This window comes from Paraburkholderia rhizosphaerae (assembly GCF_004366595.1).
GTDB lineage: Bacteria > Pseudomonadota > Gammaproteobacteria > Burkholderiales > Burkholderiaceae > Paraburkholderia > Paraburkholderia rhizosphaerae.
On sequence record NZ_SORE01000048.1, the window covers coordinates 1 to 17,678 of the forward strand.

Below are 17,678 nucleotides of genomic sequence, written 5' to 3' on the forward strand. Positions count from 1 at the left end.
TGCCTGAGACGCCACCGTGCGTTTCTTCTTCATTGGCATATCCATGATTTTTATCGCTCATGATATGCCTCGCCCACGAAATCACGGATAGGTCCGCGCCGGCCGTTGGAAAGCGCATCCATCACAAAATCGATTGACCACACCTCGTTGGGTGCGCCCGGCAATGCCAGTTGCTCGCGCTCAATCATTACGCCGTGGCGCTTGCGACGGCGCCGCACAGCCAGCCCTGCCTCACGGTACAGGCGATAGATGCGCTTGTGATTGGCGTGTGTGCCTTCGCGTTCCACCAGGGCGTGCAACCGGCGGTAGCCGAATCGACGACGTTCGTGCGCCAACTCCACCAGACGCGCCGCTAGCACCTCATTCTCGTGGTCCGGTTTCGCGTCGTAATGCAACACGCTGCGAGAAAGCCCGACAAGCCGGCAGGCGCGGCGCTCCGAGATGTTGACCTTCTCCCGAATAGCCGACACTGCTTCGCGTTTGGCTTGCGGGCTCAGGGCTTTCCCTTGACGACGACCTTCAACGCTTCCATATCGAGCATTGCTTCGGCCAGCAGTTTCTTCAGCCGGGCATTTTCCACCTCGAGGTCTTTCAGCCGGCGGGCTTCCGAGACTTCCATGCCGCCGAACTTCGCGCGCCAGGTGTAGAACGACGCGTCACTGAACCCGTGCCTCCTGCACAGTTCCTTGACTGGCATGCCGGCCTCGGCTTCCTTCAGAAACCCGATGATTTGCTGTTCCGTAAAGCGATTCTTCATGTTCGTCTTCTTCTCCGAAAACGAACTTTACTAGACTCCGACTGGCACTGTTTGCAGGGGGCAGGTCAGAGTCGTCGCACCGCTATCTGAAGGAGGCCGCCGATCAGGCGTTGATGTTGCGTGGTTACCGGGATTTCGCCGATCGCGCGGCATACGAAGCGTTTCTGCGCGAGATCGTCATGCGTCGCAACCGGCGCAATGCCGCGGCGTTTCGCCTGGAGCGCGAACAGCTCATCGATCTGCCGCTGCGACGCACAACCGACTTCGTTGAGGAGGAGGCGCGAGTCACACGCTGCAGCACCTTCACCGTACGCGGCATCCTCTACAGCGCGCCGTCGCGACTGATCGGCCATCGTCTGAAGGTGCGGGTCTATGGCGACCGGCTCGACTGCTATCTGTCCGGCGCACTGGTGCACAGCACCCCACGCGGTTCGCGTGCCGGCGACAACCGCCGCGCCCTCGATTACCGGCACTTTATCGAGGGCCTCAAACGCAAGCCACAGGCGTTCAAGGGACTTGCGTTTCGCGACGAACTGTTTCCGCGAGAGGCCTACCGCCGCACATGGGAACAGCTCGAGATCAGGCTCACGCAACGCGATGCCTGCAAGACGATGGTGGGACTGCTTGAGCTCGCTGCACTCGATGGCCTCGAAGCGGTCCTGGCTGCGCGCCTGAACGCATTGCTGGTGGACGGACAACTGCCGGATCTGAAGGCACTGCGCGAGGAGTTTGCGCCCCGTCAGGTCGACTGCCCCACAGTCAATGTCGAGATACCGCCAGTCAGCGCCTATGACGACCTGCTGGGTAAGGAGGTCGCATGAGCAACGCCGCCTACGATACCGGCCGACTGGCCCTGATGCTCAATGAGCTGCGTCTGCCGACCATCGCCCGCCTGTGGCCCGAGTTTGCCCAGCGCTCCGACAAGGAGGGCTGGCAGGCGACGCGGCTGCTCGGCGCGTTGCTCGAGCATGAACTTGCCGAGCGGGCCAAACGGCGCATTGAACGACACCGCGCCGAGTCGCATCTGGATCCTGCCAAGACGCTTGCGAGCTTCGACTTCAGCATGGTGCCGATGGTTTCAAAGGCGCACGTCGTGGCGCTCGCGACTGGCGATTCGTGGCTCGAGAAAGGCGCCACTGTGCTCCTGTTCGGCCCACCTGGCGTTGGCAAAAGCCATCTGGGATCGGCCATCGGACACGCGCTGATCGACGCCGGCTACCGTGTACTGTTCACACGCACCAGCGAGATCGTGCAGAAGCTGCAGGCCGCGCGTCAGAGCCTGCAATTGCCCTCAGCCCTCGCCAAGCTCGACCGCTTCGACCTGATCATCCTGGATGACCTGTCGTACGCCCGGAAGGACCAGGCCGAAACCAGTGTGCTGTTCGAACTGATTGCCGAACGATACGAGCGCCGCAGCCTTCTGATCACCGCCAACCAGCCGTTCTCGGGCTGGAACGACGTGTTCCCGGATCCCGGCACGACTGTCGCCGCGATCGACCGGCTCGTACATCACACGACGATCTTCGAGATGAACGTCGAAAGCTATCGCCGTCGCGCAGCCAGCGACAAACAGACCGGCCGGCGCCGACAATCATCCAGCGACAACCATCACGAAGGAGCGACAACCATGACCAAATAACCACCGACAATCATCCCGGTCGACCGGCCAAGATGATTGTCGGTAAACCGGCCATGCTGCTTGACGCTATCTAGTACCAGGAGATTCACGCCCGAATCAAACCGCCGATTGGTATTCAGCCTGCAGCAGAGTAGTCCCTCATCGGCAAAGCCCGGTACCCGTGCATGCCCAAACAAGACCTCGTCTATTCGACCGACGCAAACGCTCTACGTAAAAATTGGGTTCGCCACCGAGAGCGCGGTGTCGCGAATCCAACGTAAGCGCCCGGTCAACCCACCTTGAATACAGCGGGTACAAGGCCTCATTCCAGCAGGGCATCACCGAGATCGGATGCGCGGCTCACGCGCGGCGCAAGTCCTTCGATCTGCACGCCAACCACAGCAGTCAGGTCGCCGGGCAGGCGCTGCCGTTCTTCGCCGCGCTGTACGACATTGAGCGTGATGCTGCGACACTGGATGCCGAAGAGCACTTTTGGGATGGCTGCTGACGTTTCTGTGCGTCCACCGGCGAAAGGTCAGGTTTTCGGGGATGGGTTTTCAGGATTCTATATCTCAATGCAAAGCAAGCCCGCGACGCGGGCGCGAAAGCCCAAAGGAAAGACGTCGCGGGAAGTCGGTGGCCTGCACGGACCAGTCAGTGTGAGCGCCTATGGCAACGGCTTCAAACCCAGTTCTCTCAGGAAAGCGTTGTGCTTGTCCTTCGCAGCCGCAATCGCTTTTTCAATCTCCACCAGCTCTTGGTGAGTCTCATCCAGAACAATCTCCGTCTCGTTCACCGCCGTGCTGATATAGCGCAAGATGTTCAGGTTGAAATCGTTCTTCTCGATCTCAGCCATCTCCACCCTGCGCGAGTAGCGCGCCTCTTCTTCGCGGAACTGGTAGGTCTTTATGATCTTGGCGATGTGCTCGGGCTTGAGCTGGTTCTGGCGTTTGCCTTTCTCGAAGTGCTCCGGCCCGCTTGCGTTAATGAACAGGACATCGTCCGGCTTCTTGCACTTCTTCAACACCAGGATGCAGACGGGGATGCCGGTGGAATAAAACAGATTGGCGGGCAGGCCAATCACCGTGTCGACGTGCCCGTCCTTCAGCAGCTTGGTGCGAATGCGTTCTTCCGCCCCACCTCGGAACAGCACGCCGTGCGGCAGGATGATGGCCATCACGCCTTCGTCTTTGAGGTAGTGGAAGCCGTGCAGCAGGAAAGCGAAGTCGGCAGCGGACTTGGGCGCGAGGCCGTGGCTCTTGAAGCGCACGTCGTCGGCCAAGGCGTCGGTCGGTTCCCAGCGGTAGCTGAAGGGCGGGTTGGCAACGATGGCGTCAAAGCTGGGCTTCTTTGCCGGGTTCTGCTCCCGCATCATGTCCCACTCGTTGAGCAGGGTATCCCCGTGGAAGATCTCGAACTCAGTGTCTTTCACCCCGTGCAACAGCATGTTCATGCGTGCGAGGTTGTAGGTCGTGATGTTCTTTTCCTGGCCGAAGATTTTGCCGATGGTGCCGTTCGCCTTGGAAACTTTCTTGCGCACGTTGAGCAACAGGGAGCCAGAGCCACAGGCAAAGTCCAGTACGCTTTCCAGCCGCTTCTTGGTCCCGGTTTTCGGTTCCTGACTGTCAAGCGTGACGATGGTGGAGAGGATGTCGGAAATCTGCTGCGGGGTGTAGAACTCGCCTGCCTTCTTGCCGGACCCAGCGGCAAACTGGCCTATCAGGTATTCATAGGCATCGCCCAGCGCGTCGATGTCGGTGGAGAACTCCGCCAGTCCTTCGGCGATTTTCTGGATGATGGCGCAGAGTTTAGCGTTCCGGTCGGGGTAGATTTTGCCGAGCTTCGGGGAACTCAGATCAATCTCGGAGAATAGACCCTGAAAGGTGCTCTCGAAGGATTCTGTCTCGATGTACTTGAAACCCGCTTGCAGGGTGTTCAGCAGCTCTGCGTTTTGGGTGCGGGCCAGGTTGGCGATGCTGTTCCAGAGATGCGCGGGCTGAATGACGTAATGCACCTTGCGGCGCATCTGCTTCTCGAACGCCGGGATGTCGTCAACGTTGTTCGCATACCAGAGCGCCAACGGCACCTTGCGAATGTCGCTTCCCACATCAGGGTAGTCTCGCCCCAACTCCTTCTTCGCCGCCGTTTCGTAATTGTCCGAAAGGTAGCGCAGGAAAAGGAAGGACAGCATGTAGTCGCGGAAGTCGTCCGCATCCATGGCGCCGCGCAGTTGATCCGCGATGCTCCAGAGGGTCTGATTGAGTTGCTTTTGTTTGGATTCGTTCATTGGATCGTGGCAGGCGTGGCGGCGGTTGCTGCGGCTGGTGTCGGTGTGGGCGCCGTCTCAAGAATGTCCGGCAAGTCAAATTGGAATTTGGTGGTGAAGTCTTCCAGAATCCGCCGGAACAGCTCTTTGTTATCCTCACCCATTTCGGTCGGTTCGTGGATGGCGTATTTGCCATGACTGAGGAGGTTCAGCGCGCGGTTGTAGAGTGCACGGTCTTCCTCGATGCTCAGCGCCTTAAGGCAGAAAGAGATCTCAGCGTGGCCAAAGAACGACGCCGTTTTTTCCATGATGCTGCGCAGGGCGTTGAAATGGAACGTGTATAGCTTGCCGGTGCTGGGGGCAGCGGCAAGTTGGAGCTCAGCGAGTGACGCGACATGATGGAAAAAGGGCGTGTCTTCGGTGGCCCGCAGGGTATATGCGCCGTCTCCGTTCGGGCGCTGCAGAAAGTAGCGCTTGTGGGTCACCCTCGGCTCGCCCTCTTTCGCTCTGCCAATCTCGTTGCACATCACGTTGAAGAAAAGGGCGTGATGGGACGAGAAAACAACCTTGATGGGCGCGGGAGTGCCGTCTTGGCCTTTGCGGCTCGCAGCCCGGCGCAGGAGTTGGGCGAGGTCGCAGGCCACTGCGATGGCGTTGTTGTCATCCAATGAAGAGATGGGATCATCGATGTAGAGATATTTGTTCGACTGATAGGAGACGTGACCGTCAAGCATCCGCTCGCAAATGGCCATGAAGAGGCACCAGACGAAGATGTTCTGCTCGCCACGGGAGATCTTGATGTTCTCGGCTTCACCCTTGCGGAAAGAGACCTTCCATGTCTCGTAGTCAATGTCGAAATCGAAGTCCGCGTAGCGGTCGAGGTAGCCCGCAATCGTTTCGTCCAGAGCGAGGTCTTTCAGGCCATTGAAGAAGGAGGAGTTGGGATTGAGTTGGAGCCGCCGGACAGCATCACCGTCTAGATCGTTGTCCCAGGTGAACAAGTCTTCGGTAAATGCATTGAAGTAGAGGGTGTCGGCAGTGCCATTGTTCTTGCGCTTTCCCTCGTCCTTAAACTCCATCGACAGCCGTGTCTTGCCGGTGCGGTTGTAGGCATACATGAGGATGAGCTCTACTCCACCCAGATCGTCACGCAGCTTTCTCGTGAGTGTCCTGAGGTTGACGTATTTGTTGATCTTCGGTTTTGCGCTCATGCATCAACCTCTTCCGAGGATGGGAAGAGCTGCTGCAGCAACCCTTTTTTGTGGGTCTTGAGGGCTTCGAGCTTTTGATCTTCGGCGGTGATCATGGCGTCGAGGCTGCTCAGGCACGAGGCGATGCGTTGTTGTTCAGCGAGCGACGGAACCGCCAACTGCAATGCATTCAATTCGTCAGTATCAAGTTTTCCGGTGCCATGCCCGGCTACGTTTACCATCGCGAGCAGGCGTTGCTTGTTGCCGGTCAGCATCCACGCCAAAAATAGTCCATCGACTCCATCCTTTGGGCGCAAGCCTTTAACATCTTGGTTGAAGCTCATCTCGCGGCGCAAGACGCAGACGGGAACGTCTTTAAGCAGGGTCATTCCACGAGTCAGCACCAATAAAGTTCCCCCTGGAACCACCCGCGCCCCATCATCAATCGCTAGCGCCGAAATATGATCTTCCGCGTCTTCCAAAAATAGCCGCTTCATGTCTTTCGCAGACACCCACGGAACCGAACCATTCCAGAATGCGGGATTTGCCTTTGAGGGCGTGGCGCCCGACTGAATGTTCACAAGGCCATCCAAAGTCTTTTGCTCCCACTCCCCGGAATTTTGGAATTTGGGGAAGCGGAGGCGGGGTTGGGTTTCGCCTTCGCGGGGGAAAAGCCTCTGCATCAGCCCTTTTTTATGATTCTTTAGCGCGTCCACTTTCCGCGCTTGCGCGGCCATCAACTCATCCACCGAACTCAGGCATTCGGCGATTTTTTGTTGGTGGCCAAGCCGTTGCTCAATTGAGGTTGTTCGTTTTTCTGGAATTGGCTAGCCATCCACAGGGTAGTTTGCAGAGAGACGATCTAACCCAACTCTTTCACGGTCTAAAACCTGATGCACTGGAACTCGTACTGAAACGGTTGCGCGAGCTTGGCTTGTTGGTCTGGGAAGCGACGACTCAGGACTATCACCTCTCCTCGCTCGCGCAGCAGGTTCATGCACTCCTCGGGCCGCTTACGCGCGCGGCCAGCGAAGACGATGAAATGGCCATTCTGCTTGCGCAGGTTGCCGGAGCACAGGCACTTGGGCTTTCCGACGCCAGTCAGATCAAGCAGCTGCACGCGCAGCTGGCTCGTCTGTATGACGAGTTCGCGGACGCAATCGCAAGCGGCTCCGAGGCTCGTCTTCGCGAGACTCAACCTCGCTTCGAGAGAGCGCTCAAGCTCGTCGAGCGTGCCGGAGAGGCGCTAACAGCCCTGATCCGGAGCGAATACGACGACCCGCGGCTGGAGCGAGAGGCGCGAGCACTTGGCCATAGCCAGGCACGGCTGCTGTCGATGGCAAGCCAGTTCACGCGCGCATTGCAGCAGGCTGACCGCCAGCGGGTCACTCTCGGTAGCACCGGGATTACGAGTTCCGACGTGCGCCTGTGGCTTCAGTCACACCCCGCGCTTCATGAACTATTGGGCGATGCGCTCTCGATCGGCGTACGCCCGGTGTTCGTAAGTGGACACGATCTTTTGGACGTGGCGGAGGGCGAATTTGAGCGGGAACGTCCTGACGGGCGCTCTGACACGGGGTTGCCGCCGCCAGCACAGGCGGAGCCAGGAGAAATTGAGGCTCTACGTATGCCACCAGAGCTTGACACGCTAATTACGCAGCTATCGGAGTGGTCTGCGGTACAGCTTGGTGAGCAACCTGCGCCGCGACAGATCAGTGAGGTCGTGATCGGCGGGCGCTTTGCGCAGGCGGCGTACCGCATGCAGTTGTTGCCACTTCTAGGTGACGTGCAAGCACGCACCTTGCAAGGACAAACAGGGGACTTCGCACGATTGCCATGGCGAGCAGCACTTTCGTATGAGGTCGAGAAAATCGACGATGCGAATATCGCGGCCATGAGTGCAGGCCAAATTGAACCGGAACATTCCCAATCCCAAGATGAACGCACCTCTCGATGATGCGGCACTCCTGTCTGCGGAGCTGCTAGTTCGCCGCTGGCTACCGCGTCAACACCCGCGCGTACGTCGCGCCTTGATTGATGCTGACGTCTGGCAGTCAGTACAGGAGCGCTTGGCACAAGTCGGCCTGTATCTGATCGATAACATTCACGCGGACCACGTGAGCGTAGCCCTCCTGCGCGGAGCTGAAGCCACGATCTTTGGCGAAACTGGTCTGGACGGCAACAACAACCTGGACTTGCCGCGTGACGCCGTATCGCTTCTGGTGGTGCTTTGGTCGTTAATCATTCTGCCCAAGCGCGAGCGTCAAGCGGCTCGCGCATCCAACGCAGAAGGTGACGCCCAAGGCGAGATGTTTTCCGGCAACCGTCCGATGCCGACCGCCGTTTCCGTGAGTCCGCTGCTGTCGTACAAGGCGTTGTTGGCGGACTTCGGCACGCAATTGGGAAAGAAAACCCGGATGGATGGGAATCTCAAGCGACTGGAGACACACGGTTTCATCGTTCGCCGTGGTGAGGATATCGCCGAGGGCCCGTTGCTTGACCTGTTGCTCGACTACGATGCACTGGCCCCACGCATCCTGGACGGCGCTTTGGGAGAGGTATTGGCACGCGCGCGATCGGAATCTGAGACGGTAGCACCTACTGACGAAAGGGCTCAAGACTGATGTTTCACCTGCAATCGCTCGAACTGCTTCAGTGGGATTACTGTCAACGAATCACATTACCGCTCGACGGTTCGATCATCACGATAGCCGGTCCCAATGGTTCCGGCAAAACGACGCTACTCGACGCCATGCGTACGCTGCTCGGCCTCGAATGCTCCGGTGGCCGCAACTACAAGACTTATGCTCGTCACGCCAACGCGGACACGACATGGTTGCGGGCCACGGTAGACAACCGCCCTCGCGGCCGCCAGATTTCAAGTCGACCATTCGCTCGCAATCTCTTGTACGCGGATCAGGTGACGCTTGCGTGTCGCATCGAGCGCAATTCAGGCGACTGGCAGCGACGATATCTGATGGTCGAAGGTGACGCATCAATCGAGATGTTGATTGATAGACCGGACAAGGACTGGTTGGGCGTAGAGAACTGGCGTAAGCGCCTTGAAGGTGCCGGCCTGTCTCGGGCAATCGCGCGCGTGCTCGCGCTCGAGCAAGGCCAGACTGATCGACTTTGCGAATATTCGCCGAAGGAACTACTGCGTCTTGTGTTCGATGTTTTCGGCGACCAGGAAGTGCTTGATCGTTATGAGGAAGCTCGTAAACACCAACAGGAGTTGGAGAAGGAAGTGGCTACCGCCGAAACAGAATTGGCGTACAGCCGCGTTCAGCTCGCTGAACTCGATGCCCGAGTCAATCTGTACCGTCAGTATCGAGGCAAGTTGCACGAGCGCGAGCTTCTCTTCACAGAGGTAGTCCCAGTGCTCGCCTGGCATGAAGAGCGCCAAGACACAGCGGCAAGACTGTGTGACCTGCATCGCCAGCGTTTGCACCACGCTCAGATGAGGCGTCAGCGAGCCAACGACAATCTCAGATTGCTTCAGCTTAAGGAACAACAGCGTGTCGCTGCTGAACGCGTAGGCCAGATTGAGACGGAAAAAACTAAAGGATTGGTTTTGCTTCAGCAGGCCCGCGACGCGGAGAAACCGGTTGAAGATTTGGTCAAGCTGGGTGATGAGCTTCAGAATCTCGCCAAAGTGGAGGGCGACGCGGCAGAGCTTGCCGAACTCGTTCGCAGTCTGCAGCAAAGTAAGGAACAGCTTGGCGAGCGCTGGAGCCTGCTTGAGAACAATCGCAAGGAAATTCAGGAAGAACTGAATGGATTGAAGGACGGACGACGGCCGCCGCCACCACCGGAGGTTGGAGCCTTTCTGAAGTTACTCCGTAGCGAGCATATCTTTCATCACGTGATGGCCGATGTCGTTGAGATTACAGATGAGCACTGGCGGTATGCGGCCGAAGGGGTGCTGCGCTCGGCGCGCTGGGTCGTGGTGCTCGAAGACGCGACGGATGAGGCTCGAGTCATGGAACTGGCGGAGCGCGAACATTATCGACACTACATAGTGTCAGAGCTTGAGGAGGCTCCTGCCCGACCACCGTCAGATAGCTTGCTTTCGATCCTGAGTTTTTCGGCGCCAGCTCCTGTTTGGTTGCTTAAGCAGCTTGCGCAAATTCGGCGTGTCGAAAGCACGCGACTCGGCGTAGAACGGGGGGGAGAATGGATTACGCCCAATGCATACTGGCGCGATATGCGTGGCGGTCGTAGTGTGTGGGTGAATCCGCGCGAGCATTGTTTTGGAGTTCAGGCGCTGATTGCTCGCAGGGAACTGCTTCAACAACAACTGGTACAACTTGACGAGCAGCTAACCGGAATCGCAGCCGATCAACAGACCGTCAATCGGCAACTTGCTAAGGCCTTAAAGGCAAGCGAGGGACATTCGGCCGCGGAGGAACTTGTAAAGCGAAGCGAGGAATTTGAGCAAGCGCGTCGGCAACTGCCCACCCTGACGCAAGCGCGCATATTGGCGGGGGAGCGCTGGGAAAGCTTGGAGCTTGACCACAAATCTGCGGTTCAAGCGCTCGCCAATGCAGCGAAAGATCACCGTGATCTGCAGAGCGCACTAGCGGCAAGTGCGCGAGACGGCGAAAGACAGGAACGGGAATGGGACGATCGCTTCAATGTGCAGGCTATGCGCGCAAAGAGTTCAAGCGAAATGAAGAAGCGCTTCCCACCGCGCTGGATTACAGGGGAAAAGCTGCAGGAGTTGCGCGGAAAATTTGACAATGCCAGACAGGCACAACTGCGTATGGACGCGGTTGAAAAAGAGCTGAACGAGGGGCAATGGGAGACCGATTCTAGCGTTGAGGGACGGCAGATTCTCATGCAGGCTACGGTGAGCGGACAAATCGGACAGCTGAACGATCGCAAGGCCAGCAATGCTGCGGCCGGAGTTGCGGTCAGTAATGCGCGCGAGCGATATATGGACGTGCTGCGAGCGACAGTGCGCCGTTATCGCAAGAACATTGTGGAGCTTGGTTCACTTGCAGGAGTCGAAGTCAACGCAGATTTACCGCACCTGGATAACGACGATACTGTGCTGCGGCAAGCAGAGTTGAAGGTCAGCTTCAACTTTGATGGCAAAGGCCAAATTGGCCTGAATGACGGCGAGGCATCCGGTGGTCAGCAGGTGATCAAATCACTGATTCTGCTTGTAGGTTTGCTTAAGGACGACGATATGTTCGGTGGCTTTGTGTTTATCGACGAGCCGTTCGCGCATCTTGATGTACGGAACATCCAGCTGGTCGGCCATTTCCTGAAGTCAACCCGGGCTCAATACGTTCTGACCACCCCGATAACGCACAACGTGGAAGTGTTCGAGCCGGCGGATATCACGCTGGTTACGTCAAAAAAGCCTCGAGAGTCCCGCTGGGCACCTCCCATCGGCGTGTTACAGCGCCGCGTTGAGGCTGTTTGAGGGCGTTTGAGCCGATGACTAACTGGGTCGATATAGAGCGTAAGCGTGGCATGAGGGATCGCTGTGCATCTGGTCCCGCACCCGACACACTGCCTTTGCTGGATCCGGACTACAGGGCATTACTGCAGCGCTGGGTCCGAAGCGATGGAGCACGCAGGAGCAGAGCGTCGCTGCTCAATGACGCTGGCCCGACAGCGATTGAACGCGCAGACGGGTTGTGTGATCGGCTCTTGCAAGAGGGATGGATCGTACGCCGTGAACGGCTCACAGGTGGCACATGGCAATGGGATGCGATCGTCTGGCGCGACTTGCCGCGGCTGCAGTCGTTGCTTGCCGTTTCTAGTCCACGTCAACGCGGTGAGCAACGGAAGACGCTTATCGAGCAGGGGACTGCATGGTTGCTATCGCGATCTGAGGCGACCTATGGAAGCGAGGTCGATCCTGATCTGCTAGATGAGCTTGCGCGAGCGCTTGTGCGCTTGGACGAGGATAAGACGTCACGCCTTGATGTCCTCAAGACGCGTATTGAGCTACTTCAGGCCATCGCTGCTTGGCACGACGCTGGCGCACAAGGGACGCGCCGCGATTTTGCGTTGCAGGCACGCGGGACCACAAAGGCGATCTCGGATGCTGATTGGCGTTGGTTGGATTCTGCATTTGATCTAGAACGCCTCCGTATTACGCCATTCGCGCCGTTGGCCTGGCTTGCGGGAGACATTTCTTTTTCGTGGGCCGGACGGCAGGTGCATCTTGGCCCGTTACAATTCGCCGGACTGCCTCTGACAGACCTACGCCGAGCGGATGCAGCGTCATTGCCAAACCGCTGGTGGCTCATCGAAAATCGCGCTAGTTTTGAGCGTCAAGCGCGAACCTGCGAATCAGGAGTTGGCATCGTCTGGATGCCCGGCCGACCATCCTTCGCGTGGCTTGAGGTCATCGCTCACCTGTTGACGCTTGCTCCCGCGCCTGCCTATATCAGCGCGGACGCTGATCCGGCTGGAGTAGATATAGCATGCTCTGTTGGTGCGGTATGGCAGGCGCGAGGCCTGAAATGGCAGCCGTATCAAATGGGGGCAAGCGAGTGGGCGGGCGCTCGCCAGCACTGGCCGCTTAACGAACATGACCGAGCACTGCTTGCAAGGCTACAAGAACGCGTCGATTTGCCGGCTGATCTGCGCGAGCTTTGCGACGCAATGCTGCGGGAAGGGCGCAAAGCGGAGCAGGAGGGATGGGTGTGAGAGGGCTCGATGGCGACGGCGTCCCTTCTCCGTCCAGATCCCAGTAATCGATTCCTCGTTCCTTCCCGAAGAGGTTGATGAGCATCACCATCGCCGAAAGGGCAAATAGTGCAATGAGGACTAGAGGCAGGGCATCACGCATGAAGTCGCCAAGTACTAATCGCGCTCAGTCGCGGCTTTGAACAAAGAACCGAAACGGAATCTCTGGCTCCGCAAACTGCAATCGAACCTTACTCGACGTAGCAGCAAAGCGCCGATTTTCGAACATGTAGTACGACAACAACAGACCGACCCGAGCCTCATGCTTGTTGTCGAACAGATAGTCATTCTTCGGAAACGCGATCTTCGCATCTTTAGTCGCCACGACGGCACGGCACGACGAGAGCAAACCGGGTAAATGCAAGAACGCTGCTTTGCGCTTCGCCGCTAGCGGTTCGATCAGTAGATAGATTTGCGTGCGACGCCCTGCCTCTCCTGATCCATCGCTATAACCTTGCAAGCAGACTAGAGCAGGACGCGCGTCCGTTCGAGAGGCCATGAACACCTCAGCGGATAGCGGGTAAATATTCGATGGGTGCTCTCCCGGAAAGGTCGTCGCGTGAGCAAATCGATAAGATTTCCCATCGACCGCGATGCGATCCACCGCGACTGAAAGACGGATGGTTCTTCCGTCCAGGCGGGCCCGATGTTCAGTGAAAATCCCCGGCTTACCCGCTACGGCATAGCTGACGCCCGACTCTGACTTCATCGAGCTTGTGAACACCGCGCGGGGCTGTGAAGCATAAAAACTGTCATAGTCTTCGTAGACGTCAGTTGCCCAGGCATTGCCTGTGAGAAGGCCTATTCCGCTGGCAACTACGGCGAATCGTTTCATCGGTACGCCTTCCCTCCAGTGGCTCGCAGGTAATCAAGATCATGGAGCCAGAATACGGTGCCGCCGTGCGCGGCGGTCGAAATCCAGACTGAATCATAGCGACCTCGCTCTCCACCCATGACGATCTTTCCGGTCTTCTTGTTGCGGACCTTCCATCGAACGATGACTTCCCGATGTTTCTCAGCCACGCCAAATATGTTGTGGGTGCGGTCGGTCCACTTGAACCCGTCAAGTACCTTTGGGTGTCTTGCGTAATTGGTCTTGAAGTCGAGGCCGTCCCACCAGAATGCGCCGTTCGATGGGTCTGGGCCATCGTTTGCCAACGCTGACCGTGCCCAATCAACGGCAAGCTTCATTCCCTTATTAGCCTCCGTCTCTTTGTGCGACGTGCGCGACAATCGGTTAAATCTGTCGTTGGACCCATCCCATGCGTACGAATAGTTTGGATCCGCTGATTTCAATTCGGCAACTGTCTTCCCGCCCCATGCCCGGCATCGGTTCGCTACTGCGAATGCGATGCCACCAATCTCCCACGAGTCATTCGCGGTCGATGCTTCTCCATAGGCGATAGCCGCGAGCAGACGTACTTCCTCGGTCAGTGCTTCACTCATCGCACGTCGCCTCCGCGCCAAGCCACAAGCGTCAGATAGGGATGGTCTTTGAGCGTGACCGCTTGCGTCCTGCCGTCTGAAAGCGTTTCGTCGTAGACGATGGGTTGGCCATTGCTCGACAACTTGTAGACCATTCCTTCGATGGGCGTCTCCGTTCGCGCGTCAACGATCTCGAAGTAATGTTCCAGGTCGTCTTTAGCATGTTCTGCTGGCCCTGCGCCTGCATCGTCAGTGGTCGCCTGGAATGTAGTGAGCTCGCTGGTGGTGAACTCCTGATAGCTCCTGCGTTGCGACGCAATCATGATGGGCGGCGGATCGCACTTGCAAAGGCAGATGTCCCCCTCAAGGGCTTGTTCTCTTGCCAGAATGAAGTCGTGCAATCGCGGCCCCTTCGCAGCAATGATCCCGGCCGTCCTGCACGTGTGGCAATAAACCTTCGCGCCGATGAAGGCCGACGCACGGCCTTGATCCATGCAACGGTCCTCACCCTCGATAACTACGCCGTCGGCCGATGACCTGTCGCCCTTCCTCAACAGAAATCGCTGCACTTCGCCTGCTCCTTGTTATTTGTCACTCAATCAAGCTAGCGAAGTTTTGTTGGATTACTAAGGAATGTCCATAGGGTGGTCGAATTTTGACAAAACATAACAACGATGAGGACCTTTCCGCAAGTGAATGAGAGATCTATCACGGGAGCTCCGTTGATTTCGTGGGGCCGGTCTGGTTGATCGCTATATGCGCTGAACTTATCGAGTCAATGTGCATGCTGAAAAAGAATGCCGGTCTCATACGAATCAAATCAGAGTCGACCGCGTTTTTCTCAGATTCGCCCACACGATTGCGCGGCTTTATCAGACATTCTTCGCGCCGTTGTCAAATTGTGTGCACAACGATCTTTTCGGGTTCTACGGCCCTTATCATCCGCTTCAACCAGTCAGGCGATATTTAGCCTGATGGATTGCAGAGGGGAGAGAGCACCGTGAGTCCGTCAGAGGCCTCGCCCGATGCGCGTGCGCGCACGGGTGGCATCCGTCATCAGCAGTATCGCCTTGAGATTCCGCAGGCCCGCAGTTGCGCGCAGGCGGACGTGTATTCGTTTGATGGTGAGCGCGCGATCGGTGAGCCGACGCGCTACGTGGTGCGTTTTGCGCATCCGCGCAATGACCTGTCGCGCAGCGAATACCTGAACAGGCCGGCGACGTTCATTATCCAGCCGCCGCAGCCGCAGTGGGGCGAACCTGAGCCCGAACGGCGTGTGTTCGGCGTAACCACCCGCTTTGCGCTGCTCGCCACCAGCGGCGATGAATCACGCTATGAGGTGGTGCTCGAATCGCGCATGGGCCTGCTGCGCCACACCCCGAAGTGCCGCTTCTTCCTCGAGAAGAGCGACCCGGAGATCATCGCGCAGATCCTGCGCGAGAACGGCTTCGATCAGCTGCTCGCGGATTTCGAATTCACGCTGTACCGCACCTATCGCAAGCGCGAGTTCGTGATGCAGTGGAACGAGGACGATCTCGCGTTCATCACGCGGCTGTGCCGGCGCTCGGGGATCTGGTACGTCTGCGACGCGGGTAAGCGCTGCGAGCACGTGCGCTTTGGCGATGACTTCACGCACTACCGGCGCGGGCCGAACCTGACGGTGCCGTACCGCGAGTACGGCGGGCTGCTGGATGGCGGCGTGGAATCGGTCGACGCGCTCGAGATGCACACGAAGACGATCCCGACGCGCTATACCGTGCGCACGTTCAGTGCCGAGAGTGAGCGGGACGAGCCGGTCGACGGAACGTACGAGATTCGCGAAGACTCCACGACCTCGGGTGAAGCATATGTGTGGGGCCCGCCGTACCTGACGCCGGATGAGGCGAAGGACGAAGCGCAGCTGCGCGCTGAAGCCGCGCGTGCGGGGCAGATCGAATACCACGGCAACTGCGACATGCTCGATATCGCGCCGGGCTGCGTGGTGAAGCTGTCGAACCGTGAACTGCCCGATGCGAAGCACGGCCTGCTCGCGGTGCGCATGACATGCAGTGCGGCGCGCGGCCGCGGCTATCGCGTGAAGTTCACCGCGGTTCCTTCTGACCGGCTTTACCGGCTGCCGCTGCTTGAGGACACATGGCCGCGCGTGCAGGGCGCAGTGACCGGCCGCATCGCCTCGACCGGCGGCTACAGGGACCCGTATCTCGACGAACAGGGCCGCTACATCGTCGACCTGCATCTGGACCGGGACACGCGAACCCCCGGGCTGAACAGCTGTCCGATGCGGCTCGCGAAGCCCTTCGCCGGCGCAGGCCAGACCGGCTTTCACTTCGGGCTGGTCGAAGGCACGGTCGTGACGGTCGCCTTCATGTGGGGCAATCCGGATCTGCCGTACATCAGCCAGGTGCTGCACACCGCGCAGGACACGGACCCGATTGTCGCGGGCGCGCGATGGGGCGCACGCAACACGATCCGCACCCGCTCGAACAATACGGTCGAATTCGAGGACCGCGAGGGCAAGGAGCACATCAAGCTGGCGACCGAGCACGGCAAGTCACAGCTCAATCTTGGTCACACCGTCGATCGTCATGGCAACACCCGCGGCGAAGGATTCGAACTGCGCACCGACCTGAAGGGCAACGTGCGCGGCGGCGCCGGACTGCTGATGTCGGCCGACAGGCAGGACGGCGCAATGGGCGAGCAGACCGACATGCAGCAGGCGAGCGCGCGCTTCGCGATGACGCAGTCCCAGGCGAAGGCACTGGCGGATGTGGCAATCCAGGCCAAAGCCGAAGTCGCGGACATCAAGTCGGAAAACCGCTGGCTCAAGGAAGAACTTGAAGGCCTGAAGCAGGCGGTGATCGCGCTGACCGCGCCACGTGGGATCGGCATGGCGACGGATGGCCCGCTGATGGTTTCCGCGCGCAGGGACGTGAGTGTTGCGACCTCGTCGCGCTTCGGCGTCAGTGCGGTGGAAAACATCGTGCTTGCCACGCGCAAGGCGATTTCCCTGTTCGCACACGCCCTAGGAATCACGCTGATTGCCGCGCGCGGCAAGGTGCAGATTCAGGCGCAAAGCGATGAGCTCGCGATGGCGTCGCAACAAGACCTGTCTCTGCGCAGCACCGGAGGAAGCGTGCTGATCGACGCGGAAAAGGAAATTGTGATTCGCTGCGGCCGCTCGTCCCTGCGCATCACGCCCAACGGCATTACGCACGCGACGCCTGGCGACTACGTCGAGCGCGCCGCCGCCTGGCGCCGCCAGGACCCGGATGGGACGCTTACCCACGCAACCCTGCCCAACACCCACGACCTGTCCGATCTCACGGGCCATGGTTCGAGGTTTTCCGGTTAGTTCTTTCACACGACCAGCATGACGACTCAAACGAAATCCCATGCGCATCCGTCCGCTGCGCCGGCAGCCATCCACGCGCCAACGCCCGCATTGAAGTGGTGCTATCCGTTCCCGCGCAAAGGCGGTGGCGAAGTCACCGACCCGCAGGTCTTCTATCACGCGCTCGGAAAGATGACCGACGGCTTCTTTCCGATTGGCGTGAATGGATTTCCGCACGGTGGCGTGCACTTCGGTGCGAATTCCGCGGCATGCGTCGACCAGTCTGGCGGCGTGCGCCTGCACGCGGATGGCGAGATCGTCGCGTACCGGCTTGATGAGCGCTATCCGCATCTGCAGTTCACGCAGGACTCGCGCTGGGC

Annotated in this window: 12 protein-coding genes and 4 pseudogenes; 9 read left to right on the plus strand and 7 right to left on the minus strand. The window is 58.8% G+C overall.

Going from position 1 to position 17,678, the window contains the following annotated elements; genetic code table 11:
• Window positions 1–95 precede the first annotated feature (95 nt).
• Window positions 96–757 (minus strand): annotated as a pseudogene (locus tag BX592_RS32780) (IS3-like element IS407 family transposase); the annotation flags it as partial.
• Between the two features lie 59 nt (window positions 758–816).
• Here BX592_RS32780 and BX592_RS32790 point away from each other — a divergent pair.
• The 3 genes and pseudogenes from BX592_RS32790 to BX592_RS32800 form a co-directional block, all read left to right on the plus strand.
• Window positions 817–1,578, plus strand: a pseudogene (locus BX592_RS32790) (Mu transposase domain-containing protein); the annotation flags it as partial.
• Window positions 1,575–2,396, plus strand: coding sequence for an IS21-like element helper ATPase IstB (gene istB, locus BX592_RS32795; RefSeq protein WP_134197503.1), 822 nt, complete (start codon window positions 1,575–1,577; stop codon window positions 2,394–2,396). The pseudogene BX592_RS32790 and the gene istB, both read left to right, overlap by 4 nt.
• A gap of 280 nt (window positions 2,397–2,676) precedes the next feature.
• Window positions 2,677–2,862 (plus strand): annotated as a pseudogene (locus BX592_RS32800) (IS66 family transposase); the annotation flags it as partial.
• A 180-nt stretch (window positions 2,863–3,042) separates the two neighbouring features.
• Here the strand turns inward: BX592_RS32800 and BX592_RS32805 are convergent.
• From BX592_RS32805 to BX592_RS32815, 3 genes are read right to left on the minus strand one after another with little or no spacing between them, the layout of a single operon-like run.
• Window positions 3,043–4,662: a type I restriction-modification system subunit M gene (locus BX592_RS32805; protein WP_134197504.1), complete on the minus strand. Its 1,620-nt coding sequence runs from the start codon at window positions 4,660–4,662 to the stop codon at window positions 3,043–3,045.
• Entirely contained in the window at window positions 4,659–5,852 is a 1,194-nt protein-coding gene (locus BX592_RS32810; protein ID WP_134197505.1) for an ATP-binding protein, read from the minus strand. Before BX592_RS32810 ends, BX592_RS32805 begins: the two co-directional genes overlap by 4 nt.
• Window positions 5,849–6,568 carry a restriction endonuclease subunit S gene (locus BX592_RS32815; protein ID WP_134197506.1) on the minus strand — a complete coding sequence of 240 codons (720 nt, stop codon included), beginning with the start codon at window positions 6,566–6,568 and terminating at the stop codon, window positions 5,849–5,851. The genes BX592_RS32810 and BX592_RS32815 overlap by 4 nt, the downstream gene beginning before the upstream one ends.
• A gap of 23 nt (window positions 6,569–6,591) precedes the next feature.
• Here BX592_RS32815 and BX592_RS32820 point away from each other — a divergent pair, with 23 nt between their 5' ends.
• The 4 genes from BX592_RS32820 to BX592_RS32835 are packed head-to-tail and all read left to right on the plus strand — an operon-like array spanning window position 6,592 to window position 12,503.
• The gene (locus tag BX592_RS32820; RefSeq protein WP_243849830.1) at window positions 6,592–7,788 is read left to right on the plus strand and encodes a hypothetical protein; all 1,197 of its coding nucleotides are present in this window, start codon (window positions 6,592–6,594) and stop codon (window positions 7,786–7,788) included.
• Window positions 7,769–8,455 (plus strand): hypothetical protein, encoded by a 687-nt coding sequence (locus BX592_RS32825; protein WP_134197513.1) that lies wholly within the window; start codon window positions 7,769–7,771, stop codon window positions 8,453–8,455. Before BX592_RS32820 ends, BX592_RS32825 begins: the two co-directional genes overlap by 20 nt.
• The gene (locus BX592_RS32830) at window positions 8,455–11,265 is read left to right on the plus strand and encodes an ATP-binding protein (protein ID WP_134197507.1); all 2,811 of its coding nucleotides are present in this window, start codon (window positions 8,455–8,457) and stop codon (window positions 11,263–11,265) included. The genes BX592_RS32825 and BX592_RS32830 overlap by 1 nt, the downstream gene beginning before the upstream one ends.
• Window positions 11,266–11,279: 14 nt before the next feature.
• Window positions 11,280–12,503: a toprim domain-containing protein gene (locus BX592_RS32835; protein WP_134197508.1), complete on the plus strand. Its 1,224-nt coding sequence runs from the start codon at window positions 11,280–11,282 to the stop codon at window positions 12,501–12,503.
• Between the two features lie 166 nt (window positions 12,504–12,669).
• Here the strand turns inward: BX592_RS32835 and BX592_RS32840 are convergent, their stop codons facing one another.
• Genes BX592_RS32840 through BX592_RS32850 form a run of 3 tightly spaced genes read right to left on the minus strand, consistent with a single transcriptional unit; the run spans window position 12,670 to window position 14,461 of the window.
• Complete coding sequence (locus BX592_RS32840) at window positions 12,670–13,377, minus strand: hypothetical protein (protein WP_134197509.1); 708 nt, start codon at window positions 13,375–13,377, stop codon at window positions 12,670–12,672.
• On the minus strand, window positions 13,374–13,988 hold the full coding sequence (locus BX592_RS32845) for a hypothetical protein (protein ID WP_134197510.1): 615 nt from the start codon (window positions 13,986–13,988) through the stop codon (window positions 13,374–13,376). Before BX592_RS32845 ends, BX592_RS32840 begins: the two co-directional genes overlap by 4 nt.
• Window positions 13,985–14,461, minus strand: coding sequence for a PAAR domain-containing protein (locus tag BX592_RS32850; RefSeq protein WP_134197511.1), 477 nt, complete (start codon window positions 14,459–14,461; stop codon window positions 13,985–13,987). Before BX592_RS32850 ends, BX592_RS32845 begins: the two co-directional genes overlap by 4 nt.
• Window positions 14,462–14,967: 506 nt before the next feature.
• On the opposite strand from BX592_RS32850, the gene BX592_RS32855 reads away from it, so the two are divergent.
• Window positions 14,968–17,319, plus strand: coding sequence for a type VI secretion system Vgr family protein (locus BX592_RS32855; RefSeq protein WP_134197512.1), 2,352 nt, complete (start codon window positions 14,968–14,970; stop codon window positions 17,317–17,319).
• An 18-nt stretch (window positions 17,320–17,337) separates the two neighbouring features.
• A pseudogene (locus BX592_RS34240) lies at window positions 17,338–17,678 on the plus strand (lytic transglycosylase domain-containing protein); the annotation flags it as partial.

Bases quoted from the DNA above. Each gene is read 5' to 3' on its own strand.
- istB (WP_134197503.1), top strand. From the start codon at position 1,575: ATGAGCAACGCCGCCTACGATACCGGCCGACTGGCCCTGATGCTCAAT.
- BX592_RS32805 (WP_134197504.1), bottom strand. From the start codon at position 4,662: ATGAACGAATCCAAACAAAAGCAACTCAATCAGACCCTCTGGAGCATC.
- BX592_RS32810 (WP_134197505.1), bottom strand. From the start codon at position 5,852: ATGAGCGCAAAACCGAAGATCAACAAATACGTCAACCTCAGGACACTC.
- BX592_RS32815 (WP_134197506.1), bottom strand. From the start codon at position 6,568: ATGGCCGCGCAAGCGCGGAAAGTGGACGCGCTAAAGAATCATAAAAAA.
- BX592_RS32825 (WP_134197513.1), top strand. From the start codon at position 7,769: ATGAACGCACCTCTCGATGATGCGGCACTCCTGTCTGCGGAGCTGCTA.
- BX592_RS32830 (WP_134197507.1), top strand. From the start codon at position 8,455: ATGTTTCACCTGCAATCGCTCGAACTGCTTCAGTGGGATTACTGTCAA.
- BX592_RS32835 (WP_134197508.1), top strand. From the start codon at position 11,280: ATGACTAACTGGGTCGATATAGAGCGTAAGCGTGGCATGAGGGATCGC.
- BX592_RS32840 (WP_134197509.1), bottom strand. From the start codon at position 13,377: ATGAAACGATTCGCCGTAGTTGCCAGCGGAATAGGCCTTCTCACAGGC.
- BX592_RS32845 (WP_134197510.1), bottom strand. From the start codon at position 13,988: ATGAGTGAAGCACTGACCGAGGAAGTACGTCTGCTCGCGGCTATCGCC.
- BX592_RS32850 (WP_134197511.1), bottom strand. From the start codon at position 14,461: ATGGATCAAGGCCGTGCGTCGGCCTTCATCGGCGCGAAGGTTTATTGC.